The sequence below is a fragment of the Ensifer sp. 1H6 genome (assembly GCF_001976035.1).
Taxonomy (GTDB): domain Bacteria; phylum Pseudomonadota; class Alphaproteobacteria; order Rhizobiales; family Rhizobiaceae; genus Ensifer; species Ensifer canadensis.
This window is the reverse complement of sequence record NZ_MOAI01000012.1, coordinates 49,651-76,362: the sequence shown is the minus strand read 5'-3', so window position 1 is coordinate 76,362 and position 26,712 is coordinate 49,651. Positions and strand designations below refer to the sequence as shown.

At 63.2% G+C, this 26,712-nt stretch carries 20 protein-coding genes; 11 read left to right on the top strand and 9 right to left on the bottom strand.

What is annotated here, in order from left to right; all coding sequences use genetic code 11:
- The first annotated feature begins 120 nt into the window (after positions 1-120).
- Genes BKP54_RS15895 through BKP54_RS15875 form a run of 5 tightly spaced genes read left to right on the top strand, consistent with a single transcriptional unit; the run spans position 121 to position 6,124 of the window.
- A complete protein-coding gene (locus tag BKP54_RS15895; protein ID WP_025425036.1) occupies positions 121-600 on the top strand; it encodes a formate dehydrogenase subunit gamma in 480 nt (159 codons plus the stop codon).
- Positions 597-2,153 (top strand): NADH-quinone oxidoreductase subunit NuoF, encoded by a 1,557-nt coding sequence (locus BKP54_RS15890; RefSeq protein WP_057221777.1) that lies wholly within the window; start codon positions 597-599, stop codon positions 2,151-2,153. The genes BKP54_RS15895 and BKP54_RS15890 overlap by 4 nt, the downstream gene beginning before the upstream one ends.
- An 11-nt stretch (positions 2,154-2,164) precedes the next feature.
- A complete protein-coding gene (gene fdhF, locus BKP54_RS15885) occupies positions 2,165-5,044 on the top strand; it encodes a formate dehydrogenase subunit alpha (RefSeq protein WP_057210827.1) in 2,880 nt (959 codons plus the stop codon).
- A gap of 35 nt (positions 5,045-5,079) precedes the next feature.
- Entirely contained in the window at positions 5,080-5,904 is an 825-nt protein-coding gene (fdhD, locus tag BKP54_RS15880) for a formate dehydrogenase accessory sulfurtransferase FdhD (RefSeq protein WP_225906371.1), read from the top strand.
- Complete coding sequence (locus BKP54_RS15875; protein ID WP_025425032.1) at positions 5,894-6,124, top strand: formate dehydrogenase subunit delta; 231 nt, start codon at positions 5,894-5,896, stop codon at positions 6,122-6,124. Before fdhD ends, BKP54_RS15875 begins: the two co-directional genes overlap by 11 nt.
- A gap of 174 nt (positions 6,125-6,298) precedes the next feature.
- On the opposite strand, the gene BKP54_RS15870 is transcribed toward BKP54_RS15875, so the two are convergent.
- The 4 genes from BKP54_RS15870 to rocF form a co-directional block, all read right to left on the bottom strand.
- Positions 6,299-8,083: a PAS domain-containing methyl-accepting chemotaxis protein gene (locus BKP54_RS15870; protein ID WP_025425031.1), complete on the bottom strand. Its 1,785-nt coding sequence runs from the start codon at positions 8,081-8,083 to the stop codon at positions 6,299-6,301.
- Positions 8,084-8,530: 447 nt separating this feature from the next.
- Positions 8,531-9,010, bottom strand: coding sequence for a chemotaxis protein CheW (locus BKP54_RS15865; RefSeq protein ID WP_057226435.1), 480 nt, complete (start codon positions 9,008-9,010; stop codon positions 8,531-8,533).
- A 430-nt stretch (positions 9,011-9,440) separates the two neighbouring features.
- On the bottom strand, positions 9,441-10,646 hold the full coding sequence (rocD, locus tag BKP54_RS15860) for an ornithine--oxo-acid transaminase (protein ID WP_025425029.1): 1,206 nt from the start codon (positions 10,644-10,646) through the stop codon (positions 9,441-9,443).
- Positions 10,647-10,670: 24 nt separating this feature from the next.
- A complete protein-coding gene (gene rocF, locus BKP54_RS15855) occupies positions 10,671-11,594 on the bottom strand; it encodes an arginase (RefSeq protein ID WP_025425028.1) in 924 nt (307 codons plus the stop codon).
- Between the two features lie 141 nt (positions 11,595-11,735).
- Between rocF and BKP54_RS15850 the strand changes: the two genes are divergently transcribed.
- Positions 11,736-12,170, top strand: a complete 435-nt coding sequence (locus BKP54_RS15850) for an Lrp/AsnC family transcriptional regulator (protein WP_025425027.1) — start codon at positions 11,736-11,738, stop codon at positions 12,168-12,170.
- A gap of 115 nt (positions 12,171-12,285) precedes the next feature.
- Entirely contained in the window at positions 12,286-12,783 is a 498-nt protein-coding gene (locus tag BKP54_RS15845; protein WP_025425026.1) for a VOC family protein, read from the top strand.
- A gap of 37 nt (positions 12,784-12,820) precedes the next feature.
- Here the strand turns inward: BKP54_RS15845 and BKP54_RS15840 are convergent, their stop codons facing one another.
- Positions 12,821-13,612, bottom strand: a complete 792-nt coding sequence (locus BKP54_RS15840) for an APH(3') family aminoglycoside O-phosphotransferase (RefSeq protein WP_025425025.1) — start codon at positions 13,610-13,612, stop codon at positions 12,821-12,823.
- A gap of 301 nt (positions 13,613-13,913) precedes the next feature.
- Between BKP54_RS15840 and BKP54_RS36530 the strand changes: the two genes are divergently transcribed.
- Positions 13,914-14,477 (top strand): MerR family transcriptional regulator, encoded by a 564-nt coding sequence (locus tag BKP54_RS36530; RefSeq protein ID WP_128090429.1) that lies wholly within the window; start codon positions 13,914-13,916, stop codon positions 14,475-14,477.
- The gene (locus BKP54_RS36525; protein ID WP_158071699.1) at positions 14,477-14,998 is read left to right on the top strand and encodes a hypothetical protein; all 522 of its coding nucleotides are present in this window, start codon (positions 14,477-14,479) and stop codon (positions 14,996-14,998) included. The genes BKP54_RS36530 and BKP54_RS36525 overlap by 1 nt, the downstream gene beginning before the upstream one ends.
- 141 nt (positions 14,999-15,139) lie before the next feature.
- On the opposite strand, the gene BKP54_RS15830 is transcribed toward BKP54_RS36525, so the two are convergent.
- The 4 genes from BKP54_RS15830 to BKP54_RS15815 all read right to left on the bottom strand — a co-directional run bounded on the left by BKP54_RS15830 (position 15,140) and on the right by BKP54_RS15815 (position 23,344).
- Positions 15,140-19,315, bottom strand: a complete 4,176-nt coding sequence (locus BKP54_RS15830; RefSeq protein WP_057210825.1) for a translocation/assembly module TamB domain-containing protein — start codon at positions 19,313-19,315, stop codon at positions 15,140-15,142.
- Positions 19,316-19,428: 113 nt separating this feature from the next.
- Positions 19,429-21,342 carry an autotransporter assembly complex family protein gene (locus tag BKP54_RS15825; RefSeq protein ID WP_025425022.1) on the bottom strand — a complete coding sequence of 638 codons (1,914 nt, stop codon included), beginning with the start codon at positions 21,340-21,342 and terminating at the stop codon, positions 19,429-19,431.
- A 278-nt stretch (positions 21,343-21,620) separates the two neighbouring features.
- On the bottom strand, positions 21,621-22,850 hold the full coding sequence (locus tag BKP54_RS15820) for an MFS transporter (protein WP_057221811.1): 1,230 nt from the start codon (positions 22,848-22,850) through the stop codon (positions 21,621-21,623).
- Positions 22,851-23,086: 236 nt separating this feature from the next.
- A complete protein-coding gene (locus BKP54_RS15815; RefSeq protein ID WP_025425020.1) occupies positions 23,087-23,344 on the bottom strand; it encodes a glycine zipper domain-containing protein in 258 nt (85 codons plus the stop codon).
- A 432-nt stretch (positions 23,345-23,776) separates the two neighbouring features.
- Here BKP54_RS15815 and BKP54_RS15810 point away from each other — a divergent pair, with 432 nt between their 5' ends.
- Both BKP54_RS15810 and BKP54_RS15805 read left to right on the top strand, forming a co-directional pair.
- Complete coding sequence (locus BKP54_RS15810) at positions 23,777-24,265, top strand: (2Fe-2S)-binding protein (RefSeq protein WP_025425019.1); 489 nt, start codon at positions 23,777-23,779, stop codon at positions 24,263-24,265.
- Positions 24,266-24,348: 83 nt separating this feature from the next.
- Positions 24,349-26,697, top strand: a complete 2,349-nt coding sequence (locus tag BKP54_RS15805; RefSeq protein WP_057210822.1) for a xanthine dehydrogenase family protein molybdopterin-binding subunit — start codon at positions 24,349-24,351, stop codon at positions 26,695-26,697.
- The last annotated feature ends 15 nt before the right edge of the window (positions 26,698-26,712 follow it).

The window sequence follows — 26,712 nt, the reverse complement described above, 5'->3', positions numbered from 1 at the left end:
GCGAAGCTTTTCACTCTTGGGCAAGGGCGTGGAGGAAACGGCCTTCCCAGAAGATGCCAATTCGAGCTGGGCGAGGTCCGTACAAGGGGCGCTGCAGCCGCGAGCCGGGAGGGCTCCTGAGTGAATATTCACCAGCCGCGTGGCGATGTGCCCGGACGCACGCTTGCGATCGTCGAGGAACTGAAGGGGCTCGAAGGGCCGCTGCTGCCGATCCTGCATGAGATCCAGCACGAGTTCGGATATGTGCCGCAGGACTGTCTGCCTGTCATCGCGCGGGAGCTCAACCTGTCGCGCGCCGAAGTCTACGGCGTCTTTTCCTTCTATCACGATTTTCGCGAGCACCCGGCCGGTCGTCATGTGTTGAAGCTCTGTCGCGCCGAAGCCTGCCAGTCGATGGGCGGCGATGCGCTTGCGGAACGCGCCAAGCACCTGCTCGGCATCGACTTCCACGAGACGACACCCGACGGCGCGGTGACGCTCGAGCCGGTCTACTGTCTCGGGCTCTGTTCCTGCGCACCCTCCGCGATGCTCGACGGAGAGGTGCATGCCCGGGTCGATGCCGACGATCTCGAAGCTCTCGTCGCGGAGGCGCGCCGATGACAACAAAGATCTACATTCCCCGTGATGCCGCAGCATTGGCGCTGGGCGCCGACAAGGTTGCAAAGGCGATGGAGGACGCGGTCGCCGCGCGCGGCCTCGACGTTGCCATTGTGCGCAACGGTTCGCGCGGACTGCACTGGCTGGAGCCGCTGGTCGAGGTGGAAACCTCGGAGGGGCGCGTCGCCTATGGGCCGGTGAAGGCCCGTGATGTTGTCTCTCTGCTTGATGCCGGGCTTGTTGCCGGCGGCGATCACGCGCTCTGTCTCGGGAAGACCGAGGATATTCCGTTCCTGAAGCAGCAGACACGGCTGACGTTTGCGCGCTGTGGCGTCATCGATCCGCTGTCGCTCGACGATTACCGCTCGCATGGCGGTCTTCGCGGACTTGAGAACGCCATCGCCATGGAGCCGATGGCAATCGTTGCCCAGGTGACCGACAGTGGTCTTCGCGGTCGCGGCGGCGCCGGCTTTCCGACCGGGATCAAGTGGAAGACCGTGCTCGAAGCCGCTGGCGCACGCAAATACATCGTCTGCAACGCCGACGAGGGCGACAGCGGCACCTTTGCCGACCGGATGATCATGGAGGGCGATCCCTTCGTGCTGATCGAAGGCATGGCGATATCAGGGCTCGCGACCGGTGCGACCAAGGGCTTCATCTACACGAGGTCCGAATATCCGCATGCGATCGCGACGATGGCTAAGGCGATCGAGATCGCGCGTGCCGCTGGCGTGCTCGGGCCATCGGTGCTCGGCTCCGGCCGGGCGTTCGACATGGAGGTGCGCACCGGCGCCGGCGCCTATGTCTGCGGCGAGGAAACGGCGCTCCTGAACAGCCTCGAGGGCAAGCGCGGCATCGTGCGCGCCAAGCCGCCGTTGCCGGCACACAAGGGCCTGTTCGACTGTCCGACCGTCATCAACAACGTCATCTCGCTCGCCTCCGTTCCTGTCATCATGGACAAGGGTGCTGTCTTCTACCGCGACTTCGGCATGGGCCGTTCGCGCGGCACGATCCCGATCCAGATCGCTGGCAACGTCAAGCATCCCGGCCTATTCGAAACCGCCTTCGGCCTGGCGCTCGGCGAGATCATCGATCATATCGGCGGCGGCACGGCGAGCGGCCGTCCGGTCAAGGCGGTGCAGGTGGGCGGCCCGCTCGGCGCCTATTTCCCGCGCGCGCTGTTCGACACGCCGTTCGACTATGAAGCCTTTGCCGCAAGGGACGGTTTGATCGGCCATGCCGGCATCGTCGTCTTCGACGATACCGCCGACATGCTGAAACAGGCGCGTTTCGCCATGGAATTCTGCGCCATCGAGAGCTGCGGGAAGTGCACGCCCTGTCGCATCGGCTCGACCCGCGGCGTCGAGGTGGCCGACAAGATCGCCGCCGGCATCGAGCCGGAGAAGAACCGCGAATTGCTCTCCGATCTCTGCAACACCATGAAGTTCGGCTCGCTCTGCGCGCTCGGCGGGTTCACGCCCTATCCCGTCGTCAGCGCCATGACGCATTTTCCGGATGATTTTAAACCGGCTCCGCTTGTCGAAGCGGCGGAGTGAGGAGGAAGACCATGTCTCTCATTCATGAAATCGACTATGGAACGCCGGCCTCCCGCTCCGAAACCATGGTGACGCTGACTATCGACGGCCGTGAGGTGACGGTGCCCGAGGGCACGTCGATCATGCGGGCGGCGATGGATGCCGGCATCGAGGTGCCGAAGCTCTGCGCCTCCGACATGATGGACGCCTTCGGGTCGTGCCGGCTCTGTCTCGTCGAGATCAAGGGCCGGGCCGGCATGCCCGCCTCCTGCACCACGCCAGTGGCGCCGGGGCTCGAAGTGTCGACCCAGACGCCGCGGCTGAAGGACGTTCGCCGCGGGGTGATGGAACTCTATATTTCCGACCATCCGCTCGACTGTCTGACCTGTGCCGCCAATGGCGACTGCGAGCTGCAGGACATGGCCGGCGCAGTCGGCCTTCGCGATGTTCGCTATGGCTATGAGGGTGACAATCACGTCAAGGCGCGCAACAACGGCGGCATCAACGCCAAATGGCAGCCGAAGGACGAATCCAACCCCTACTTCACCTTTGATCCGGCGAAATGCATCGTCTGCTCGCGCTGCGTGCGCGCCTGCGAGGAAGTGCAGGGCACGTTCGCGCTGACGATCGGCGGCCGTGGTTTCGACAGCCGCGTTTCCGCAGGCATGGCCGAAGACTTCATGTCGTCGGAATGCGTCTCCTGCGGCGCCTGCGTCCAGGCCTGCCCGACGGCGACGCTGACGGAAAAGTCGGTGATTGAGATCGGCCAGCCGGAGCATTCCGTCGTCACCACCTGCGCCTATTGCGGCGTCGGCTGCTCGTTCAAGGCGGAGATGCGCGGCGAGGAACTGGTGCGCATGGTGCCGTGGAAGGACGGCCAGGCGAACCGCGGCCATTCCTGCGTCAAGGGCCGGTTTGCCTATGGCTACTCGAACCATGGGGATCGCATCCTCAACCCGATGATCCGCGAAAAGATCTCCGATCCCTGGCGCGAAGTGACCTGGGAGCAGGCCTATGCGCATGTGGCCGCGGAGTTCCGGCGCATCCAGTATCAGTATGGCCGCGATTCGGTCGGCGGCATCACCTCGTCGCGCTGCACCAACGAAGAGACCTATCTGGTGCAGAAGCTGGTGCGCGCCGGTTTCGGCAACAACAATGTCGACACCTGCGCCCGCGTCTGCCACTCGCCGACCGGCTACGGCCTCGGCCAGGCCTTCGGCACCTCGGCCGGCACGCAGAACTTCGATTCGGTCGAGTTCACCGACGTTGCGGTGATCATCGGCGCCAACCCGACGGACGGCCATCCAGTCTTTGCTTCGCGGCTGAAGAAGCGTTTGCGTGAGGGCGCAAAGCTGATCGTCATCGATCCGCGCCGCACCGATATCGTGCGCTCGCCGCATATCGAAGCATCCTATCACCTGCCTCTGCAGCCCGGCACCAACGTTGCCATTCTGACGTCGCTGGCGCATGTCATCGTTACGGAGGGCCTCGCCAACGAGGCCTTCATCCGCGAACGCTGCGACTGGTCGGAATATGAGGACTGGGCAGCCTTCGTCGCTGAGCCCTATCACAGCCCGGAAGCGACCGAGGCCTATACCGGCGTCCCTGCCGAACTGGTGCGTGGGGCGGCACGGCTCTATGCCACCGGCGGCAACGGCGCGATCTATTACGGCCTCGGCGTCACCGAACACAGCCAGGGCTCGACCACCGTCATGGCGATCGCCAACCTCGCGATGGTCACCGGCAATATCGGCCGGCCGGGCGTCGGCGTTAACCCGCTGCGCGGCCAGAACAATGTACAGGGCTCCTGCGACATGGGCTCGTTCCCGCACGAGCTGCCGGGTTACCGCCACGTCTCCGACGATGCAACGCGCGAGACCTTCGAGAAGCTCTGGGGTGTCGAGATTTCCAACGAGCCGGGTCTGCGCATCCCGAACATGCTCGACGCCGCGGTCGACGGCACCTTCAAGGGCATCTACATCCAGGGCGAGGACATCCTGCAGTCCGACCCGGATACCAAGCATGTGGCCGCCGGCCTTGCGGCGATGGAGTGCGTCGTCGTGCACGACCTCTTCCTCAACGAGACGGCCAACTACGCTCATGTGTTCCTGCCGGGCTCGACCTTCCTCGAGAAGGACGGCACCTTCACCAATGCCGAGCGCCGCATCAACCGCGTGCGCAAGGTGATGACGCCGAAGAACGGCTATGCCGACTGGGAAGTGACGCAGAAGCTGGCGCAGGCCATGGGTCTCAACTGGAGCTATCGCCACCCCTCCGAAATCATGGACGAGATCGCCGCGACGACGCCGAGCTTTGCGCTCGTCTCCTACGACTATCTGGACAAGATGGGTTCCGTGCAGTGGCCCTGCAATGAGAAACACCCGGAGGGCTCGCCGATCATGCATGTCGACGGCTTCGTACGCGGCAAGGGCAAATTCATCCGCACCGAATATGTCGCGACGGACGAGCGCACCGGTCCGCGCTTCCCGCTGCTTCTGACCACCGGCCGCATTCTCAGCCAGTATAATGTCGGCGCCCAGACGCGGCGCACCGACAATGTCGTCTGGCATGCGGAGGACCGGCTGGAAATCCACCCGCACGACGCCGAGCAACGGGGCATCCGCGATGGCGACTGGATCAGGCTTGCCAGCCGCGCCGGCGAGACGACCTTGCGCTCGCAGATCACCGATCGGGTGGCACCCGGTGTCGTCTACACCACCTTCCACCACCCGACGACGCAGGCAAACGTCATCACCACCGACTTCTCCGACTGGGCGACCAATTGCCCGGAATACAAGGTGACGGCGGTTCAGGTGATGCCGTCCAACGGGCCGTCGGACTGGCAGCAGGATTATGACGAGCAGGCGCGGCAGTCACGCCGGATCGCCGGCAAGCTGGAGGCTGCGGAGTAGCCTCCATGTCCGGGCCATCAATGCCGAAATTCCAGATGTCGAAGACCGTGCCGGAAGCCGCCCGTCGCAATGGGGCCTTGCGGGACGGGTCCCGTGTGGTCCCGGAGGAGACGCCGGTGGCCTTCACCTTTGGCGGTTCGACCCATGCGGTGATGATGGCCACCCCCGGGAACCTCGAGGACTTCGCCGTCGGCTTCAGCCTGACCGAGGGTATCATCACCGAGCCCGGCCAGATCGAAGCGGTCGAGGCGATGGCCGACGAGGTTGCCGGCAACCTCGGCATCGACCTGCAGATCACGCTCAAGGACAAGCAGAACGACATGCTGCGCCTGCGCCGCCGCCATATGGCCGGCCCTGTCGGCTGCGGTCTCTGCGGCATCGAATCGATCGAGCAGGCGGTGCGGCCGACGCCCGACGTTTCGGCATCGACGCTTCGTCTGTCGCAGGAAGACGTGGTCAAGGCGGTCGCGCTGCTCAACGGTCAGCAGCCGCTGCATTTCGAAACGCGCGCCGTGCACGGCGCCGCATTCTATGTGCCGGGCAAGGGATTGATCGCGGTGCGCGAGGACGTCGGCCGTCACAATGCGCTGGACAAGCTCGTCGGCGCGGCAGCGCGTGCCGGCTTCCGCGGCTGCGACGGCGCCGTCATCGTTACCAGCCGCGTTTCTGTCGAGATGGTGCAGAAGACCGCTGTCGTCGGCAGCCCAGTCATCATCGCGATCTCGGCGCCGACGGCGCTGGCGATCCGCACGGCGCAAGCGGCGGGCATGACGTTGATCGCGCTGGTGCGCGGCGACGAATTCGAAATCTTCACCCATGCCGAACGCATCAAGTCCGGAGCCGTCGCCGATGTCGCATGACACCAATGCCAAGCTGATCTACATGGCGAACCAGATCGCCACCTTCTTCAAGAGCCAGCCGCAGGACGAAGCCGCTGAGGGCGTTGCGACGCATATCAACAAGTTCTGGGAGCCGCGCATGCGGCGACAGCTGTTCCGGCATATCGATGGCGGCGGCGAGGGTCTGAGCCCGTTGGTGCTTGAAGCGGCGTCGAAGATCAAGCGCCCGGAAGCGGCCTGAGGATCTTGATTGTCAGCTTGTTTGCGGAACCGCCTGACGATGTCGAACACTGGAGAGCGGCTGTCGATCGGTACTCGCCATGCGGCGATGGCGCGATCCCATAGAGTTTTTAGGGAAGGCGGCGACCGGTCGCCACCTTCCCTCATTCCTGAGCGCGGGGTGCAGGGATTGCGCTCAGAAATTCTGCCATCCGTCGTTCAATGGTGCGCCGGCGAGCGCTTGTCTTTGTCCGCCGCGCATGGCGCGGGCGGTGGCGTTCAGTCGTGTTGCCTGCTGTCGTTCCTCGGCGTGACGCTGCATCTCGAACGGCGCCGTGTCCTGGCCGATGCGGAACTGGCGTAGCAGGGCGTGGAGGGCTTCGGCTTCCCGCGACATGTTGTGGCTTGCGGCCGTGCTTTCCTCGACCATCGCTGCATTCTGCTGGGTTGCCTGATCCATCGAATTGACCGCCTGGTTGATCTCCTTCAACCCCGTCGACTGCTCGCGTGCGGCCTCGACAATGGCCGAAACGTTGAGATTGATCTCCTGGACCTGGACCAGAATTTCCTCGAGCGCCGCCCCCGTCTGTCCGACAAGCGATACGCCGTTCTTGACGTGGTCGCTGGAGGCGGTGATCAGCGCCTTGATCTCCTTGGCGGCCTGGGCCGAGCGCTGGGCGAGTTCGCGCACTTCCTGGGCGACGACAGCAAAGCCCTTGCCGGCTTCACCGGCACGTGCCGCCTCGACGCCGGCATTGAGCGCCAGGAGGTTGGTCTGGAAGGCGATGTCGTCGATGACGCCGATGATGTTGGAGATCTCGCGTGACGATTGCTCGATCTGATCCATCGCTCCGATCGCGTTCTTGACGACGTTGCCGGAGCGTTCGGCGCCCGCCTTGGTCTTGGCGACCAGTCCGCCCGCTTCTTCGGCGCGACGGCTGGAATCGACGACTGTCGTGGTGATCTCGTCGAGGGCGGCTGCGGTTTCCTCCACAGAGGCCGCCTGCTGCTCCGTGCGTTTGGAAAGATCGTCGGCGGCCGAGCGGATCTCGCGGGCGCCGGAAGCGATGGCGTTGGCATTGTCGCCAACAGTCTGCATCGCCCGACAAAGCCGATCGATCGCGCCATTGAAATCGGTACGCACCGTTTCCATGCTGGGAACGAAGGGTGTCGGCAAGCTGTGAGTGAGGTCGCCCTCGGCAAGCGCCTGCAGGCCGAGGCCGAGCGCCTTGATTGCGCCCATGCGCTCGCTGACGTCGGTCGCGAACTTGACGACCTTGTAGACCTTGCCGCTCGGATCGCGGATCGGATTATAGGCCGCCTGGATCCAGATCTCCTTGCCGGCCTTGCCGTAACGGACAAACTCGTTGGAGATGAACTCGCCGGCGGCCAGCTTCTTCCAGAATTCGGCATACTCAGTGCCGCGCACATAGCTGGGTTCGCAGAACATGCTGTGATGCCTGCCCTGAATTTCCTGAAGGCTGTAACCGAGTGCGTTGCAGAAGTTCTCGTTGGCCATGAGGATTTCGCCCCCGGGGGTGAATTCGATCACCGCCTGCGATCTCGATATGGCATCGAGTTTGCCGCCATCCTCGTTGGCCTTGATCTTGGCCGCTGTGATGTCGCTTGCGAATTTTACGACCTTGTAGGGCTTGCCGTTGTGAAACACCGGATTGTAGGTCGCCTGGATCCAGATTTCGCGGCCGCCCTTGGCAACGCGCTTGTAGGCATTGGCGTCAAACTCGCCGCGTCCGAGCCGCGCCCAGAAGTCGCGATATTCCTGGGTCTGGACATAATCCGGCGCGCAGAACATGCGGTGGTGCTGGCCGACGATCTCCTGCAGGTTGTAGCCAAGTGCCTGGCAGAAGTTTTCGTTGGCCGTCAAAATTTTTCCCGTGAGATCGAACTGGATCATGGCCTGCGACTTTGAAAGCGCGGCGACGATCTGGCGTGAATCCAGACTCTGCCCGAAAGAGAACATGATTACCCTCTGGTTTGGTTCTTGTTGTTTCAAACCGGAAAGCCGGATCATTGTTGCTTGTGCTGTCGACAGGGCGTGCGGGGCCAAGAGCGGCGCAGACTCCGGGGCAAGGACAAATGCCGGCTTGCCGAAAATTGTCTGGTCCGTCGTCGCCGGCCCAAACGGGGTCAGCGTTTTCGTGCTTCGAGGGGGGAGTTCGAACTCGTGGGCGTTCATGCCCATGACGTCTTGCTTATACAATCTAGATTAGTGGCAGGCTTATTAAGCAGCTGTTAAAATAGCAAACATCAAATTTTAGTTGTGAAAACTCGTATGCTGTTTCTAGGTTGAATTAGCAACTCATCGTTTACGAATCATGGGTGGCGCCACGGGGCCACGCCGCCCGAACGCAAAAAGGCCGCCTTGCCCAGGGCAAAGCGGGCCTTGATGCGACGCAGAATCTGTTGTTTAGGCGGCCATTTCCTCGACTTCGCGTTCCTTGAACATGCGAGCGAGGTTGAGGAAGCAGATCATGCCGTTCTCGTTGGCGATGATGCCTTCGGCAAAGCTCTTGTCGAAGGATGCGGTGACTTCGGGAACCGGTTGCACCTGGTTGCCCTGGACCGTGAGGATGTCGGAGACACGGTCGACGACGAGACCGATCACCATGTTGTGCACTTCGGCGACGACGATGGCGCTGCGCTCATTGGCCGTGGTCGATTTCATGCCGAGCTTGTGGGCAAGGTCGATGATCGGGATCACGGTGCCGCGCAGGTTCATCACGCCGATGACCTCGGATGGCGAATGCGGAATGGGGGTCGAGGGGGCCCAGCCGCGGATCTCGCGGATCGTGGTGGTCTTGACGCAGAATTCCTGATCGTGGAGGCGGAACGCGATGATTTCCAGCGTCTCGCCGTCGAAACCAGCCGTCCTGAGTGTGCTTGTCATCGAAGGTCCTTCCAGCTTTCCGGTCGACGCCTTAAGGCGCGCGACACCGCCAAACTCGTTACATCTCCGTGCGGTGCGGTCGCGGCTGGCGCGGCCATTGAGCCGATGGGGAGAGTTTTCAAAAGTCCGCCGACGACATCCGGCGGGGCGCAGCTGCATCATGCGCGGAGGAACCGCTTTGCGCTTTGGGAAGGGACTATAGGCCGGGATTCGTTAAGACTTGCTTTTGCAAGTGCTAATACCAACCTGTGCCGATATTGGCCTCCAGCCTGCGTCGATCCTGACCGGACGCTGGGTCCGGTTCCGGTTTTCTCCTTGCCGGAAACCAAAATCGCTCCGGCGCAATAGGCCAGTATCGGCGCAGGTTGGTAGTAAGACATTGCGCCCGGTCGAAGCCGGGGCGCAATGGAACACAAAGAATGTCAGGGGATCAAGCGGAAGCGAGAACCTTGGCGAACTGTTCCACCGCCCAATCGACCTGTTCGGCGGTGATCACCAGCGGCGGCGCGATGCGGATCGTGTCGCCATGGGTGTCCTTGGCAAGGATCCCGAGCTGCTTCAGCGCTTCGCAATATTTGCGGGCGCCACCGGCTTCCGGCACCAGCTCGACCGCCAGCATCAGTCCGCGGCCGCGAACTTCCTTGATGATGTTCGAACGGATGTCGGTCAGGCCCTTCTGGAAGCGGTCGCCCATGCGCGCCGAGTTCTCGATCATGCCTTCCTCGGTCAGGGCCCTCAGCGCCGCGCGGGCGATGGCACAGGCAAGCGGATTGCCGCCGAAGGTCGAGCCGTGCTGGCCGGGCTTAAGCACGCCGAGCACTTCCGAGTTCGAAAGCACGGCCGAGACCGGGTAGAAACCACCCGAAAGCGCCTTGCCGATCAGCGTCACATCGGCTTCGATGCCCTCGTGTTCTTCAGCCAGCAGCTTGCCGGTGCGGCCGAGGCCGGTCTGAATCTCGTCCAGGATCAGCGTGATGCCGTGTTTGGTGCAAAGCTCGCGCACTGCCGGGAAATAGCCGGAGGTGGGAACCAGAACACCTGCTTCGCCCTGGATCGGTTCGACCAGGAAGGCGACGGTGTTCTCGTTGATCGCGGCGCGGAAGGCGTCGATGTCGCCGAAGGGGACGACCTTGAAGCCCGGCGCAAACGGGCCGAAGCCGGTGCGGGCGTCCGGATCGGTCGAGAAGCCGACGATGCCCATCGTGCGGCCATGGAAATTGTTGGAGCAGACGATGATCTCCGCTTTGTTTTCCGCGACACCCTTGACCTCGTAGCCCCACTTGCGCACCGCCTTGACGGCGGTCTCGACGGCTTCTGCGCCCGAGTTCATCGGCAGCACCTTGTGCGAACCGGTGAGTGCTGCGATCTCTTCATAGAAATGCGCCAGCTGGTCGTTGCGGAAGGCGCGGGAGGTGAGCGTCAGCTTCTGCGCCTGCTCCATCATCGCCTGGAAGATCTTCGGGTGGCAGTGGCCCTGGTTGACGGCGGAATAGGCCGACAGGCAGTCGAGGTAGCGGTTGCCTTCCATGTCCCAGACATAGACGCCTTCGCCGCGTGAAAGCACAACGTCGAGCGGTTTATAGTTGTGTGCGCCGAGCCGGTATTCGGTTTCGATCAGGTCTGCCGTGGTGTTCATCCGTCGTCCTCCGTTGTTTCTATTTCAGGCGCTGCGGGTCGGGCGGTCAAGGACACGGCGGCCGAAAAGGCTCGCGGTCAGCTCGACCAGGACACGCGCGCTCTTGCCGCGATCGTCGAGGAACGGATTAAGTTCTACGACGTCGAGCGAGGACACGAGATCGCTCTCCCAGAGCATTTCCATGATCAGGTGGGCTTCGCGGAAGGTGGCGCCGCCCGGAACGGTGGTGCCGACGCCCGGTGCCAGCTCGGGATCCATGAAGTCGACGTCGAGGCTGACATGCAGGAGGCCGTTGGCCGAGCGCACTTCATCGAGGATATGACGCATGATGTGCGCCATGCCGAGCTCGTCGACCGCACGCATGTCGTAGACACGCACGCCATGTTCGGCGATCTCTTCGCGTTCGCGGTCGTCGACCGAGCGGATGCCGACCTGGAAGACCTTGGTCGGATCGACCATAGGCCGGTCCGCAGGCAGGATCGGGGCAAACTCGGCCTTGCCGCAGTAGAAGGCGACCGGCATGCCATGCATGTTGCCCGACGGCGAGGTTGCCGGGGAGTTGAAGTCGGCATGGGCGTCGAGCCAGAGCACGAACAGCGGTCGGCCGACTTCGGCGGCGTAACGCGCCATGCCGGAAACGCTGCCCATCGAAAGCGCGTGGTCGCCGCCCAGAATGATCGGGAAATGGCCCTTGCGAACGGTGTCATGGACCGAATCGTGCAGCGCGCGGGCGAAGGCGGCGACGATCTGCAGGTTGTTGGCGCCGGGGTGGTTGGCGAGGTCGCGTGCCGGCAGCGGCTTGACGTCGCCTTCATCGTAAACCGTGTGGCCGAGTTCGCGCAGAACGGTGTCGATACCGGCGATACGAAGTGCCGTGGGGCCCATGGCCGCGCCGCGTCGTCCAGAACCTTCCTCGATGGGTGCGCCGATCAGCGTGATGGTCGTCATATCCGCCCTGTTCCTTCTGTCATGATTCCCGTGGATGGCGCGGATTATCCTCAAAACGCGTGACAGCAAAAAGATGGAAAACTGTCGATTGGAAAGGTAAGATCGACAGATTGCTAAGTCCGATTTTGCAAAGTGAGAGATATGGACGACCTTGATCAGGCGCTGATCAGTGCCCTGCGCCAAAATGCCCGTCTGCCTGTTTCGACCCTTTCGGCGCGGACCGGCGTATCGCGCGCAACCGTTGCAGCACGCATCGACCGGCTGGTCGCCAACGGGACGATCGCCGCCTTTACCATTCGCACGGGACAGGAAATCCCGGCCTCCGGCGTGCGGGCCGTGGTGATGATCGAGGTCCACGGCAAGATGGCCGACCGGGTCGCCGGGCAGTTGCGCGGTCTGCCACAGGTGAGGGCGCTGCACAGCACCAACGGCCGCTGGGACTTCATCGCCGAGCTTGAGGACAGGGACCTGGTGTCGTTCGACGAGACGCTGAGGCGGATCCGGCTGATCGACGGCATTACCGTGACGGAGACGAACATCCTGTTGAAGACCAGCAAGCTGACGGGCGCATTTTAGTGCCTTCTTTCCGCGTGGAGGGCGAGGGTCGAAAATTGCGTTTTTGCGCCAGTCGTTCTTGATTTGTTCTCGTTTTTGTATATGATGTGCGCCTCACCCGAGATTGGAGGATGTCATGGTCATCAATGGCGGCAGGCTGGCCGATCGGCAGATCTGTGTGAAGCTATTTGTCCGGCATGGCGACGAGGATCGCGCCATTGCCTTTTATCGTGATGTGCTGGGTGCCGAACTGGTGCAACGGCATGAATGGCCGAGCGGGATTTTAACCAGCGCCGATCTCAGGATCGGCGAATCCGTCTTCCGGATCGCCGGTGCCAATCCGCGGCGGGACGCGGAGCCGAAACTAGGCGGGCCGAGATCGCCGCATGCGCTCGGCACGACGGCGGTCATTCTCGAACTGCATGTGAAGGATGTCGACCGGGTCATCGGCCGGGCGATCGGGGCGGGTGCCGCCCTCAGAAACCCGGCGGAGACGCTGTCGACCGGAGACCGCGTCGGTGCCTTCATCGACCCGTTCGGCCATATCTGGGCGTTGTTCAACGCCCTGGAAGACATCGACCTCGGCGATGCCGATATCGTCGATCTCAATATCGAGGCCCGCGACGCCGCATAAGGCGGCGCGGGCCATCCTGCGCTTGCTTTCCCCGAGGTCAGAAGAACTCGTCGAGAAGGCAATAGAAGCCGAGTTTTTCGGGATCGGCACGACGGATGCCGTAGAGATCGAGAAACGGCTGAACCCATTCCTCCCCGAGATTGTAGGCAATGCTGCGGCAGGTCAGCGCCAGATCCTGATAGGGGTCGGCGACGCCCAGACGGCTGCAATCGATGAAACCGGCGAAGCGGCCATCCCTGACGATGATGTTTGGAAGGCAGGCGTCGCCATGGGTGACGACCGGCTCTCCCTCCTGAGGGATGCGCGCCTGAAGCTCGACGAAGAGTTCGTCGGCGGTCTTGCCGAGGCGCTCGTCGTCGAAGTCGGTCTCATCGACCAGGTCCGCTTCTGCACGCAGCCTGGCGATCGCGACACGCGCACCAATCCGGTGATCGAACGGGCAGGCATCGACATCGAGCGCATGCATGCGGCGTAGCGCTTCGGCGAGCAGAACAACCTGCTCCGAGGCGGCAAGGGTGCTTGAGGCGAGGTCGATGCCTTCGACCGCCTCCATCAGCAGCCAGTTCTTTTGCGCGTACACGTCGCGGGCGACGACGCGCGGACAGGGCATTCCCTGCTTGCCCAGCCATTCGAGCCGCTCGGCCTCATCGACAAGCTCGTCAAAGGGACCGGCCTCTTCGACCTTGAGAACGAGGGGCGGGCGGTCTTTTGCGTCGAACAGGAAGACGCTGGAGTCTGACTGGCCGAGGCTATCCTTTCGGCAGTCATAACCTGCGAGCAGCGGTGCCAGGGTGGGCGGAAGATCGATATCGAGAAGCTGGAGAGACAAAAAACCACCTGAAAATACGGGTTGTTCCGAAATTGCGGCCTACAGCGCCGCGCGTCTTTTTCGACGTACAAAGGTCGCTGTGGCACTATGAACCGTTGCATGTTTTTAGCCTTAAATCGGATACGATTTAGGGAAACATGCAATTTGCGCGAGAGGGCAGGTAGGGACGGAATTGTGCAAAATCCATGGCGACCCGACCCAAGCGCGAGCATCCTCCGCGAAATCTTGATTCTACCCACACCAAATATCGCTTGAGCCGAACCTAAGGTCATACCTTAGAAGATAGTTCCAGGTGGCTCCCATGAGCGACAAGCGAAACCATGATCCCCTTTTGTCCGCCGCCGAATGTGCCGATCGTCTCGGCCTGACCGTGCGGGCGCTGCGTGTCTACGAGGATCGTGGGCTGATCGCACCGCGCCGGACGGAAAAGAACTGGCGGCTCTATGGCGCTGCGGAAATCGCCCGGCTGACCGAGATCCTCGCATTGAAGCGTCTCGGCCTGAGCCTGACCCGGATCACCGTGTTGCTGGCGGGCGCCGCGCCGGATCTCGGCCAGACACTGACGATCCAGCAATCCGCGCTCGTCGATCTGCGTGATCGGGTCGAGCACAGCCTGTCGCTGATCGGCGCGGCGCTGCAGAAAATATCGAGCGGTCGGGCCGTCTCTATCAGCGAACTCATCACTCTTGCCAAGGAGACCAGGATGACCGACCTATCGCCGGATACCGTCGCGTGGCGACGTTATGAGCAGGCACGGCCTCGAACCGAGGTTCGTTTCGATCCCGAAAAACACGGCTCTGTTGTGGGCGACTTCCAGTTCGAGGCGGCGATGTGCTCAGCGTCACCCGCCGCGAGGGCGGACTGATGGCGCAGTTGACCGGGCAGAATGCGCTCGAAATCTATCCCGAAGCGGATGACCTGTTCTTCTATCGCATCGTCCAGGCGCAACTCTCTTTCACCCGCAACGAGCAAGGTGAGGTGGAAGGCGTAGTGCTGCATCAGGGCGGCTACGAACAGGCGGCGAAACGCATCGACGAGACGAAGGCGCGTGCCGTTGCCGACGACCTGGAGAAGCGCGTGAAGGATAAGATCCCGTTTCCCGACAGTGAGGCATTGCTTCGCCGCGTCATCGCCGAGCACCAGCGCGGCGAGCCCGACTACGAAGGCATGACGCCGCCGCTCGCAGCGGTGGCGCGCGAGCAGGCGCCCCTCGCCAAAGCCGAACTCGACCGCCTGGGGTCACTGCAGAGCGTGGCGTTCAAGGGCGTGCTGCAAGAAGGTTGGGATGTCTATGACGTGCGCTTCGAAAAGGGAACGCTGGAATGCGGGCTGATGCTTGCCCCCGGCGGCAAGCTCAGTGGCATCTATTTTCGCCCGGGGCTGTGACGGACGACTGATCCGTCCCGGCCGTCCGAAGACGGAAGACGACAAAGAATACGCCCGCGGATCGTTAGCGACCCGCGGGCGTATTCTTTGTGGCGAAGGTAGGCACGCCGTCAGTCAAAACGGTATTGATGACGCGCCGCCTCAATATTCCTTTTCGAAGAAGATGCCGCCCGATGCGGAGCCGTCACCGCCGGCCGCACCCTTCAGCTTGACGCCCTTGCCGACATCGAGATTGATCACGGCCTTGCTGGAGCCTGAATCCGAGCCTTGCTGCAGCTCGATATAGGTGCGGTCGTTAAGATACTTGCCGGCGCGCACCGAGGCGCCGCCGTTCTCGTCGGTGGTGACGTCGAGATCGTCGACGCCGAGCTTGTTGCGCAGACCGTCGAGCAGCGAGGTCGAGCCACCGCCCGCCAGCTGGCTGACGGCAGAGGCAAGCTGAGCAATCTGGAAGGCCGAGAGGTTGGACAGCGAGCGGTTGAAGATCAGCTGCGCCAAAATTTCGTCCTGGGGCAGGGCTGGCGACGACGAGAAGGTGATCTGCGGATTGTTGGCAAGGCCTGTGACGCTGACGGTGATGGTCGTCGCGCCGGCGGTCGATGTCGCCTTGAGATTGAGTGTCGGGATCAGGTCGCCACCGAAGCCGATGGTGCCATCGGTAAAGGTCAGGCGTTTGCCGAGGATTTCCAAACGGCCGCGGCGCATCTCGAAACCGCCCGAAATGGTCGGCTGCACGGCCGTGCCGCGGATCGTCAGGTCGCCGCCGAGTTCGGCATCGATGCCGCGGCCGCGCACGAAGACCTGATTGGCCGTGACGCCAAGGTTGAAGGCGATGACGCCGCTGGCATTGGCGCCTGCCGGCTTCTCGTCCTTGCGGATGTCCCTGGCCATCCGCTTGACCTTGGCCGGCGCATTCTTGTGCTTGATGTCGATAGCCGAGAGCGAGGTCGGCAGTTTCTCGGGAATGGTAATTGCTGCCTTGCGGATCGTCACCTTGCCGCCGAGTGTCGGGGTGGCGACCAGCGGACCTGTCAAGGTCATCTCGCCGGCAAGCTGCGCAGTGAACAGCGTGCCGTCGACATAGGTGGCGTTGTTGAGCCTGATGATCAGGTTGGCCGGAAAGCCGGAGCTGGGTACGGTGCCGACCGTGCCGGTGACCTCGACCGAGCCGCCGGTCGCGAGGTTGGCGGAAAGCTTGGAGATCGTCGCCTGCTTGCCGTCGAGCGCCACGTTGGCCGTCAGGTTGTTGAGCGCGAGGTTGCGCCGGACGTCGACAAGGCGTCCGCCTGAGGTGGTGATCGTGCCGGCAATCTGCGGTGCCTTGGCCGAGCCGGAAATCGAAAGGTCGACGGAGGCCTGGCCCGTGAGCGTGAAGCCCTGCTGGGCCATCAGGTTGGCAACGAGCGCGAAGGGCACATTGCCGTTGAACTTCATGGCGATCGGCATGTTGCCGCCGATATCGACATTGCCGCCGCCCTTGAATGCGAGGCCGCCGGCGCCGGAGAGCGTGGTGTCGAGCGTCACGCGGTTGTTGGCAAACTTGCCATTGGCCGAGATGTCGAAGGCACCGACGCCGGCGGTGCGCGCGGCTGCCAGCGAGGCGCCGGACCATTTGAGGTTATAGGCGACGACCGGCGCTGCCGCCGTTCCGCCGACATCGACGGTGCCGCCGATTGCCCCTTCCGCGCCGAGGCCCGGTGCGAAGGCATTGACCAGGGCTGCCGGCAGGGCGTTCAGCTTTGCGGTAATATCGAGCTTTTGGCCGGCGGTGCCGCTGACCGCGATCGTGCCTTTCGATGCCTGGATCGTGAGCGCATTCAGGCGCACGGTGCCCTTCTCGATCGCGATCACGGTCGGCGCCGCGAGCTTTAGTGCAATCTGTTTCGGCGTCGCGCCGAAGGAGGAAAGACGGATTTCCGTGCGCCCGTTCGAACTCGTCAGGTCGCCCCTCGCCGTCAAAGGCCCGCCGTCATACTTGCCGTCGATGGCAAAGCCTGTCTTGCCGGCCTGCTGGGTGAAGTCGAGGCTCAATCCGGAAACCCGGTTGGCCCCCTGGGCAATTGTCTCTGCCCGGACGCTGCCCTTGATCGCCAGTGCCGAAAGGTCGGCAATGGTGATGTCGGCCGTCGGCTTGGCGATCGTCAGGTCATCGCGCTTGATGCCGCTGCCGCCGGCCTTGAGCACGATGGAGGTGATGCCGTTGGCCGTCCGGATCGCCGCCGATCCAGAGAGATCTCCGGACGCCTTCTGGCCGGCCATGGCGGCAAGCAGCCCAAGGTCCGGAAGATTGAAATCGACAGTGCCGTCGGGTTTGAAGTCGGGGGTGAAGTTGATGGCGCCGTTGAGCGTGTTCTCGCCGATCTTGGCTTCGAGCACCGGGATCGATGTGCGACCGTCCTTCGAGACGACGTCGGCACGCACGTCGATCGGTTGACCGTCGAGCGCACCGGTTGCCGTCAGCTTGGCCTGCGGGCTGCTCTGGTTTGCGGTGGCGTCGGCCTTGATGGTCAGGTCGCTGAGCGTGCGACCGGCGAGCGTCGCGCCGCTCGAGGACAGTTCCGCCTTGATGCCGAGTTCGGCGAGCGGTCCGGTCACAGCGGCGGTGAAGTCGGCCTTGCCCTTGGCGTCGGCGAGCAGCTTGCCGAGATCCGGCAGGACACCTTTAAGATCCGCCGTCAGATTGCCTTCAGCGAGCGCCACGGAGCCGGCAGCCTCGATCGTCCCGGATTTGAGATCGATGTTTTCGACGGTGACGCTGCCGTTGGCGCCGGTCTTGATGCTCCCGGCAAGCGCAATCGTGCCGTCGAATTTTGCAGCGGCAGCGGGCGGCAGGGCGCCTGGGACCGTGAAGAGCTTGAAGGTCGCGGCAACCGTATTGGTTTCGCGCGAGAAGGCGCCTTCGACGGTGCCGCCAACGCCGGGGCTTTCCAGCGTCACCGGCGCAAAGGTGATGCTGTCCTTGGCAACAGTGATGTCGCCGACGATCTTCATCGGCGCCTGGACCAGCCGGACGAGATCGGCATTGTCGAAGCCGACCTGGCCGACCTCGACCGTCGTCTTGATCGGACCCGACTGTGTCGCCAGGTTGAAGCCATCGCTCGCAGCCGACAGCTTGATGGCGCCGAGGGCCACGTCCGGCAGTGCGACAGAGGCGACGTCGGCGGCCGCGTCAAGGATTGCCGATTGGGCATCGCCGATCAGCGACAGATTAACGGTATTGATCAGGACGCGGGCCTCGCCCTTTTCCAGTGGCCAGCGGAAATCGATGGCGCCATTGGTACCGGCGAGCCTTGCCTGCAGATTGTTCTCGCCCTTGCTGTCGAAGGTGCCGAAGGCGGCGAAGGCAAGCGCGCCGGTCGCCACGTGCCCCTTGTCGACGCGCACCATGCCCTTGCCGTCGAAGGCAGCAGCAAGATCGATGCTGGTCTGGCCCTCGAACATCGGGCGCAAGGCCGGCGGCATCAGCGAGCCGAAGCCGCCGCCGCCGGAAAGCGTCAGCCGATGCATGCCATCGGTAGACTGGACGTGACGGCCGTCTAGCTTGAGGATCTCGGTGCCGTCAAGCGCAGCCGTCCCGGCGCCGGCCCAGTCCGAAAGCGGTCCTTCGCCGGTTACCTTGATGTTGACGGCGGGTTCGTTCGGCAGGCGCAGGAGCTTCGCCAGAACGCCGTTGGCGGGCTCATTGACGGTCGCTTCAAGTTTCAGTTCGTTGCCGGCCGGATTGAAGACGATGTCGGCAACGGCACGGGCCTCGGGCCGGTCGCGCTGGGCCGCCGTTATGGCGAGCGCGATGCTCTCGTTGGTGGCGTTTACCTTGCCGCTCGCCGTCAGGAACTGGTCCTCGCCGGCGATTGCCTTGCCGATGACGATTTCCTTGAGGTCGATCGCATCGATCTTGACGTCGACCGGAAGCGCGAAGGTCGAGCGCACTTCCTTGGTTTCGGTCGAAGGCACCGGCAGGCGCTCGACGCGGATGGAGCCTGCCGAAATCGCCGCGGCGTCGAAGCGGAAGGACAAGAGGGCCGCGGGCGACCAGTTGAGCGAGAGATCGCGAACCTCCGCATAGATGCCCTCGCCATCGAACAGCGTCACGCTGCCGGCGGTGAACTGGCCGGTCAGAAGCGGGCTCGGGTCGGCAATCCGCACGATCTGGTCCGGGGTCGCCGCATATTTCTCGATCGCCCAGGCGACAAGGCGGGCGCCGGGAGTCGTGAAGCCGACGAAGGCGACGAGGAGAAGAGCTGCGACCGCAAGCGCGCCAAGCACATAAAGGCAATAGCGCAGCGTCGCGCGAAGGAAGCGGACGACGTGATTCATGATCTACCCATAACGCAACTTGTGTCGCTGCGGAATCTTTGCAGGCAGAAACTCCGGGCGCTCGTGCGAAATTTGCCGGCTGCGGCGCAGAAATCGGCTGGAACCGGCGCGGATCAGAAGGATTGGCCGATACCGGCATAGATGCCGTAGCTGGTGCCGCCGGGATATTTGTTGAGCGGCATCGCCACATCGAGACGGATCGGTCCGAACGGCGTCTGATAGCGAAGGCCGATGCCGGCGCCGGCGCGAATGTCGGAGAAATCGGGCGTGGTGCTGGCAGACACGGTGCCGGCGTCGATGAAGGGCACGATGCCGATCGTGTCGGTGATGGCGATGCGCGCCTCGACCGAAGTGTTGACATAGGAGCGTCCGCCGGTCTCGTCGTTGTTGCTGTTGCGCGGGCTGATCTCCTGGTAGGAATAACCGCGCACCGAGCCGCCTCCGCCAAGATAGAAGCGGCGGTTTGCCGGTATGTCGGCAAGGCCGTCGCCGCCGACCAGAACGCCCGCACCGATCCTGCCGGCAAGAACGAAACGCTTCTCGTCGCCGAGCGCTTGGTAACCCGATGCCGCTGCTTCGAAGGACGAGAAGAAGGTCTGGCCCTTGATCTCGTAGCTTGGTTTGGCGTTGACCAACGCCCGGTAGCCCTCGGTCGCGTTCAGCTTGTCATCGCGGGTGTCGCGCACATATTCGAGCGGAATGGCAGCTGTCAGGTAGGAATTGGAGCCGAAGGCGTCGTCGATATTCGCCCAGCTCAGCTCGCCGCCACCGGAAAAGGTGTCGGTCGGCGACAGTTCGAATGTGGCGCCGGCCGCACCGGTCAGGATCTTGGCGCGATAGGCATCGGGATCCTGGATGTTGGCCTTGAGGCTTGCGGTGAAGGTCGAGGCCGGACCGAAGGCGCCGGGCTTGGCAAAGAGGATGCCCGCGGAATAGTCGAGCTTATCGAGTTCCTGGGTCTCGCCGATACGGTCGATCGAGCCCTCGACACGCAGCGATTCCGCACGGCCGAACAGATTGCGGTGTCCCCAGTAGCCGGAAAGCCCGAGACCGTCCGTGGTCGAGACCTGGGCGCCGAAGCCGAAATACTTGTGCTTGCCCTCGGACACCTCGATCTTCATCGGGATCGAGCCGTCGGGCGAAAGCGTGTTGGCTTCCTTGATGGTCACGCTCGAGAACACGCCGAGTTGACGCAGCCGCTCGGACGCCTTGCGGATGTCCTCGGGCGAATAGGGGCGGCCCTCGTTGAGCCGCGAATAATCGCGAACAAACCCCGGATCGACGGTCTTGGTTCCGGAAACGCTGACTTCGCCAACGGGCGCCACCGGCCCGCTTTCGGCTGATATCACCACGTCGACGGTCGAATCTGCATGATCGGCAACGACGCTGCGCTCGGTCAGCTTGGCAAGCGGCCGTCCCTGCTCGCGCAGATCGTTGACGACCTTTTCGCCGGCCTTGATGATCCGCGTCGAATCCGCCCGGGTTCCGAGCGCGAGATCGTAGTCGGCGGGATTGAGGCCGGCGGCGTCGCCTTCGAACTTGACCGAGCCTAGCGAAAACACCGGGCCCGGCGTCACCCTGACGGTGACGGGTATGGCCTTGCCGTCAGGGAAAGATGGATCGGGTGGCAGGCTGTCGATGTCCTGACCATTGATCTGGATTGCGACGGTGCCGCCGTATCGGGCCTTCTCATAGAGTGCCGCCAGCAGGCGGTCGCGGTCGTCGCGGGCGCGGATCGCAAGGCCAAGGTTGCCTGAAACCGGTTTTTCCTGGCCCTGGACCAGCTGCGAGCTGTTCTCAAGCGCCTCTTTCAATTCCTTGTCGTCGGTACCGGCGTCGAAGGTGAGGGTGTAGTTGACGGGGTCGATGACCTGGGCCGCGTCCTCGTCACCCTCGAAAAACTTCATGCCGAAGATCTTGAACGCATAGGCCTTGGTGACGGACATCGGGCCGAGCGCGCACGAGGCGGCAACGGCGAGCGCAGTCGCTGCCTTCCAGTACGCAATACTCGACCGTGGTGGGGACATTCGCTTCCGCATCCCGTCTTAAGGCGACCCAATACAAACTGCCTTCATGCGGCGGGGTCACTATTGCATGCCTAAGGTTTTCCATCTGTTAACGATGACGGCCGGCCGCATCCACCCCTGAGGCCCAGATTCCGGGTCGATTTCCCTGAAAAAGAGCCGGAATGTTGTCAACGCAGCACAAAAACCGGGCGCCGCCGCCACAACGTCGGCGGTGGCTCCGTGCTCGGGATTGCCGTTTGCGGGGTGTCAGATGGTCGCGCTGATGCGGTTGAATGGGGTCAAGCCGGTTCGGGCAGGCCCTGCAAACGGGGAACCTGGGAGGCGATGATCACCAGGAACTGGATGAGGAACCCGGTCGCCGCGACCACGAGGCAAGCCTTGACGCCGAAGTGGGTGGCGACGAGAGCGCCGAGCGCCGCGCCGATCGGCCTTGCGCCGAATGTCGCCGTGGTAATGAAGGCTGAAACCCGCCCCAGCATCGCGTTTGGGGTGATGGCCTGCCTGAGCGTGAGGGTGGCGATCGACCAGAGAATCGGCCCCGCACCGAAGAGAAAGAAGCTCACTCCCGCAAGCGCGCCGAGGGGGAACCAGACCGTCAGCAGCATGACGACGGCGGCGAGCAGACCACCGAGCGGACCGAGCGCGATCATGACGCCGAAGGGGATACGGCGCGCAAGTGTCGGGGCGGCATAGGCTCCGATCATCATTCCGGCTCCATAGATGCCGAGCGTGACACCGACGCCCGTTGCCGTCAGTCCGAGTGTGCGGACAGCATAGGCGACATAGACCGCCTGCAGCACGAACCAGGATGTGTTGAACACGACCGCGGAGACAAGTATCGGCCGCAGGAGCGCATGGCCGGCAAGGAAGCGTGCGCCTTCGATCAGGTCATCAAGCAGATTGCGTTGCGGCCCGGCCGCTTGCTCCTGTTCGCGAAGGCCGGCGAGCAGCACGACGGCGAGAAGGGAGAGCGTGGTGGCCGCAACATAGGCGAGCGAGGCACCGGTCCAGGCGATGATTGCTCCGCCGATTGCCGGACCACCGGAATAGGCGAGGCTGCGGGCAAGCTCCAGCCAGCGATTGGCGTCGGCGAGCTGCGTGCGCGGAACGATGGCCGGGATCAATGCCGGGGCGGCGACACTGTAGCAGACCGTTCCGATTGCGCCGACAAAACCCATGATCGCCAGAAGCGGCAGGGTGAGCATACCGCTCGCAATCAAAAGCAGAGTGGCGACCAGGGAGAGGGCACGCAGCATTTCCGAGAAGACCATTAGCATTCGCCGCGAGGCGCGGTCGACGAGCAGGCCGGCCGGAATGGAGAGCAGCAGAAACGGCAGCGTCTGGGCCATCTGCAGCCAGCCCGATTCCGCGGGGCCAGCCGAAAGCAGAAGGACTGCCGCAAGCGGTGCTGCGGCCAAGGCGATTTGCTCGGAGAATTGCGCAAACAGGTTGGACCAGGCGATGTGTTTGAAAGCTGGCGGCAAGGTAGTTGCAGGCGGTTTCAGCATGGAGTGGGCCTCGATCAAGCTATTTCGAGGCAGCTGACAGGATTGTGTTGTCGCGGGCCACCCGATTCCTGCGCGCTCGATACGGCTGCCGGGATCTGATGGCTGATCGGCAGATTGCCGAGACAGTCAGGAAAACGAAAACCCCTCACGGCAGGTGGCCATGAGGGGCGATGTTTCGTCCGGTCCGTCATTTGACAGGTGGACGTCGTGTCGATGTTGTCGACCGTCCTTGCGGCTTAGCGCGGGCAGGAGTCGATGTAGCGGCGGCCGTAGCGGTCGCGGTAGTAGCACTGGCCCGGCTGTTCGGTGACATGGCCGATGACCGCGCCCGAAACGCCGCCGATCGCAGCGCCCACAGCTGCGCCACGAACGTCACCGGTGATCGCGCCGCCGATGATCGCGCCCGAGACGGCGCCGATGCCGGCACCCTTTTCAGTCTGGGTGCAGCTCGCAACCGACAACGCAACCAGCACAAGTGCGATGGCTTTCTTCATTATTGTTCTCTCCGATCTCTACGGATTTCAGCCTGTCGCCTCGTCCGTCCCTGAGTGATTGGCGCAAAGACGAGATGTCTTTCTCCACTTGAACTTGCAAATTCAGAAAATAAACCGGCCGCTGTGAAAGTCTACAGGAGGTCTGGCGGATTCTCTTCGCCGCCAACATAATGATATCGTTCCTGAACGGGACATGAAGGCCCGATTTCAGCTAACACAACCATCACGCAAAATTTTTATCGCGCCTGACCCTTGGGCGGTTGCGACATTCCAAAAAAAGACAATGATACAAACAAGCCGCGGGAACCCGGAGGAGGGATATCGAGGCGAAGGGCATCGATAGCAGTTGGCGCGTACCTGGTCGCGTGAACAGATCATCACCCGGCTTACCGTTCGCGCTCGTGTTGGCATTGACCCACCCGGAGGAGCGAAATGGCGAAAATTACAATGACGGTCAACGGCCGTCAGGTGAGCGGTCAATGTGATGACCGGACGTTGCTGGTGCATTTCATTCGTGAGAACCTTGGGCTGTCCGGCACCCATGTCGGCTGCGACACGTCGCAATGCGGCGCGTGCGTCGTTCATATGGACGGAATGTCGGTCAAGAGCTGTTCCACCCTCGCTGCGCAGGCGGCGGGCTCACAGGTCACCACCATCGAAGGACTGGCCGCCAATGGCGAGCTGCACCCGGTGCAGGCCGCCTTCAAGGCCAATCATGGCCTGCAATGCGGTTTCTGCACACCCGGCATGGTGATGACAGCGGTCGACATGATCCGCCGGCATGGCGGGCAGCTCGATGAGGCGACCGTGCGCGCCGAACTCGACGGCAATATCTGTCGTTGCACCGGCTACCACAACATCGTCAAGGCGATCCTTGCGGCGGCAGCCGAGATGGGCGGCGCCCGCGTCGCTGCCGAATGAAGTCCGGCCCGCGGCGATGACGTTTCGCCGCGATCACATTTCACCGCAGGACTTTCGCTGGATATCTCGGGAGGAGATCGGCAATGGGCGTTGAAGGTATTGGCGCGCGGGTGGCGCGCAAGGAAGACAAACGGTTCCTGACCGGCAAGGGGCGCTATACGGACGACATGTCGGTGCCGGGCATGAAATATGCGATCTTCGTGCGCAGTCCCTATGCGCATGCGAAGATCAAGTCGATCGACGCGGCGGCGGCCAAGGCCATGCCCGGCGTGATCGGCGTGCTCGACGGCGAGCAACTGCTCGCCGACGGTATCGGCAATCTCATCTGCGGCTGGATGATCCATTCCAAGGACGGATCGCCGATGAAGATGGGCGCCTGGCGGCCGCTCGCGCACGAGACGGTGCGTTACGTCGGTGACGCCGTCGCCATCGTCGTTGCCGACAGCATTGCGGAAGCGAAGGATGCCGCCGAAGCCGTCGTCGTCGATTACCAGGAACTGCCCGTCGTCACCGATGCGACCAAGGCGCTGGAGCAGGGGCAGCCGCAGCTTCACCCGGAAGCACCCAACAACTTGATCTTCGACTGGCAGATCGGCGATGCCGCCGCCACCGACAAGGCGATCGCCTCGGCTGCGCATGTGACCGAGATCACTATCCACAACAACCGCCTGTCGCCGAACGCGATGGAGCCGCGCGCCACGCTCGGGATCTATGATGGCGGCGACGATCACTACACCTGCTACACCACCAGCCAGAACCCGCATGTGGCGCGGCTGGTGATGAGCGCGTTCTATAATGTCGCGCCCGAAAACAAGCTGCGTGTCATCGCGCCGGATGTCGGCGGCGGCTTCGGCTCGAAGATCTTTATCTATCCGGAAGAGGTCGTCTGTCTCTGGGCCTCCAAGCGTACCGGCGTGCCGGTGAAATGGACCTCCGACCGCACGGAAGCCTTCCTGACCGATGCGCATGGCCGCGACCACCACTCGAAGGTGAAGATGGCGTTCGATGCCAACAACCGGATCATCGGGCTGAAGGTCGATACGGTTGCCAATCTCGGCGCCTACATGTCGTTGTTCTCCTCGTCGGTGCCGACCTATCTCTATGCGACGCTCCTGTCGGGCCAGTACGACATACCGGCGATCCACGCCAATGTGCGCACCGTCTACACCAACACTGCCCCGGTCGATGCCTATCGCGGCGCTGGCCGCCCGGAAGCGACCTATCTCCTGGAGCGCACCATGGAGACGGCGGCGCGAGAGCTTGGAGTTTCGCCGGCGGAACTCCGGCGGATCAACTTCATCCGCACCTTCCCGCACCAGACGCCCGTCATCATGAATTACGATGCCGGCGATTACGAAACCTCGCTCAATGCCGCGATGCAGGCCTCCGACTGGAACGGGTTTGCTGCCCGCAAGGCGGAAGCCGCTAAACGCGGGATGAAGCGCGGCATTGGCATGAGCTGCTATATCGAGGCCTGCGGCATCGCGCCGTCGGCGGCGGTCGGCTCGCTCGGTGCCGGCGTCGGTCTCTGGGAATCGGCCGAGGTCCGAGTCAATGCCGTCGGCACCATCGAGGTTCTGACCGGGTCGCACAGCCACGGGCAGGGGCATGAAACCACCTTCGCCCAACTGGTCGCCGATCGCTTCGGCGTGCCGATCGACAGCGTCAACATCGTCCACGGCGACACCGACAAGGTGCAGATGGGCATGGGCACCTACGGCTCGCGCTCGGGGGCGGTCGGCATGTCGGCCGTCGTCAAGGCGCTCGACAAGGTTGAAGCCAAGGCGAAGAAGATCGCCGCCCACCTGATGGAGGCGGATGAAAGCGACATCGTCATCGAGAACGGCGAACTCAAGGTCGCCGGCACCGACAAGACGGTACCGTGGTTCCAGATGGCGCTTGCCGCCTATACCGCCCACAACCTGCCGCCGGGCATGGAGCCGGGGCTGAAAGAGGGCGCGTTCTACGATCCGGCCAACTTCACCTTCCCCGCCGGCTGCTACATCTGCGAAGTGGAGGTCGATCCCGATACGGGGCAGACCAAGATCATCCAGTTCGTCGCCGCCGACGATTTCGGCAACATCATCAACCCGATGATCGTCGAGGGGCAGGTGCATGGCGGCCTGGCGCAGGGCATCGGCCAGGCGCTGCTCGAGGGCGTTCACTACGATCCGGCAAACGGCCAGCTCTTGACGGCAAGCTACATGGATTATGCCATGCCGCGGGCCGACGACCTGCCGTCATTCACGGTCTCGACCTCGAACACGCCCTGCCCGAACAATCCGCTCGGGATCAAGGGCTGCGGCGAGGCCGGCGCCATCGGCTCGCCGCCGGCGCTGATCAACGCCATCACCGACGCCATCGGCAACAACCGGCTGACGATGCCGGCGACGCCGCAAAAGGTGTGGGCTGCCGCCCATGCCGCAAACTGAGCGGGAGGACGTGTC

Coding starts and splice junctions, on each gene's coding strand:
- BKP54_RS15815 (WP_025425020.1), bottom strand. CDS start 23,344: ATGAAGAAAGCCATCGCACTTGTGCTGGTTGCGTTGTCGGTTGCGAGC.
- BKP54_RS15830 (WP_057210825.1), bottom strand. CDS start 19,315: ATGAATCACGTCGTCCGCTTCCTTCGCGCGACGCTGCGCTATTGCCTT.
- BKP54_RS15865 (WP_057226435.1), bottom strand. CDS start 9,010: ATGACAAGCACACTCAGGACGGCTGGTTTCGACGGCGAGACGCTGGAA.
- BKP54_RS15845 (WP_025425026.1), top strand. CDS start 12,286: ATGGTCATCAATGGCGGCAGGCTGGCCGATCGGCAGATCTGTGTGAAG.
- fdhD (WP_225906371.1), top strand. CDS start 5,080: ATGTCGAAGACCGTGCCGGAAGCCGCCCGTCGCAATGGGGCCTTGCGG.
- BKP54_RS15825 (WP_025425022.1), bottom strand. CDS start 21,342: ATGTCCCCACCACGGTCGAGTATTGCGTACTGGAAGGCAGCGACTGCG.
- BKP54_RS15870 (WP_025425031.1), bottom strand. CDS start 8,083: ATGTTCTCTTTCGGGCAGAGTCTGGATTCACGCCAGATCGTCGCCGCG.
- BKP54_RS15890 (WP_057221777.1), top strand. CDS start 597: ATGACAACAAAGATCTACATTCCCCGTGATGCCGCAGCATTGGCGCTG.
- fdhF (WP_057210827.1), top strand. CDS start 2,165: ATGTCTCTCATTCATGAAATCGACTATGGAACGCCGGCCTCCCGCTCC.
- rocD (WP_025425029.1), bottom strand. CDS start 10,646: ATGAACACCACGGCAGACCTGATCGAAACCGAATACCGGCTCGGCGCA.
- BKP54_RS15875 (WP_025425032.1), top strand. CDS start 5,894: ATGTCGCATGACACCAATGCCAAGCTGATCTACATGGCGAACCAGATC.
- BKP54_RS36525 (WP_158071699.1), top strand. CDS start 14,477: ATGGCGCAGTTGACCGGGCAGAATGCGCTCGAAATCTATCCCGAAGCG.
- rocF (WP_025425028.1), bottom strand. CDS start 11,594: ATGACGACCATCACGCTGATCGGCGCACCCATCGAGGAAGGTTCTGGA.
- BKP54_RS15820 (WP_057221811.1), bottom strand. CDS start 22,850: ATGCTGAAACCGCCTGCAACTACCTTGCCGCCAGCTTTCAAACACATC.
- BKP54_RS15850 (WP_025425027.1), top strand. CDS start 11,736: ATGGACGACCTTGATCAGGCGCTGATCAGTGCCCTGCGCCAAAATGCC.
- BKP54_RS15810 (WP_025425019.1), top strand. CDS start 23,777: ATGGCGAAAATTACAATGACGGTCAACGGCCGTCAGGTGAGCGGTCAA.
- BKP54_RS15805 (WP_057210822.1), top strand. CDS start 24,349: ATGGGCGTTGAAGGTATTGGCGCGCGGGTGGCGCGCAAGGAAGACAAA.
- BKP54_RS36530 (WP_128090429.1), top strand. CDS start 13,914: ATGAGCGACAAGCGAAACCATGATCCCCTTTTGTCCGCCGCCGAATGT.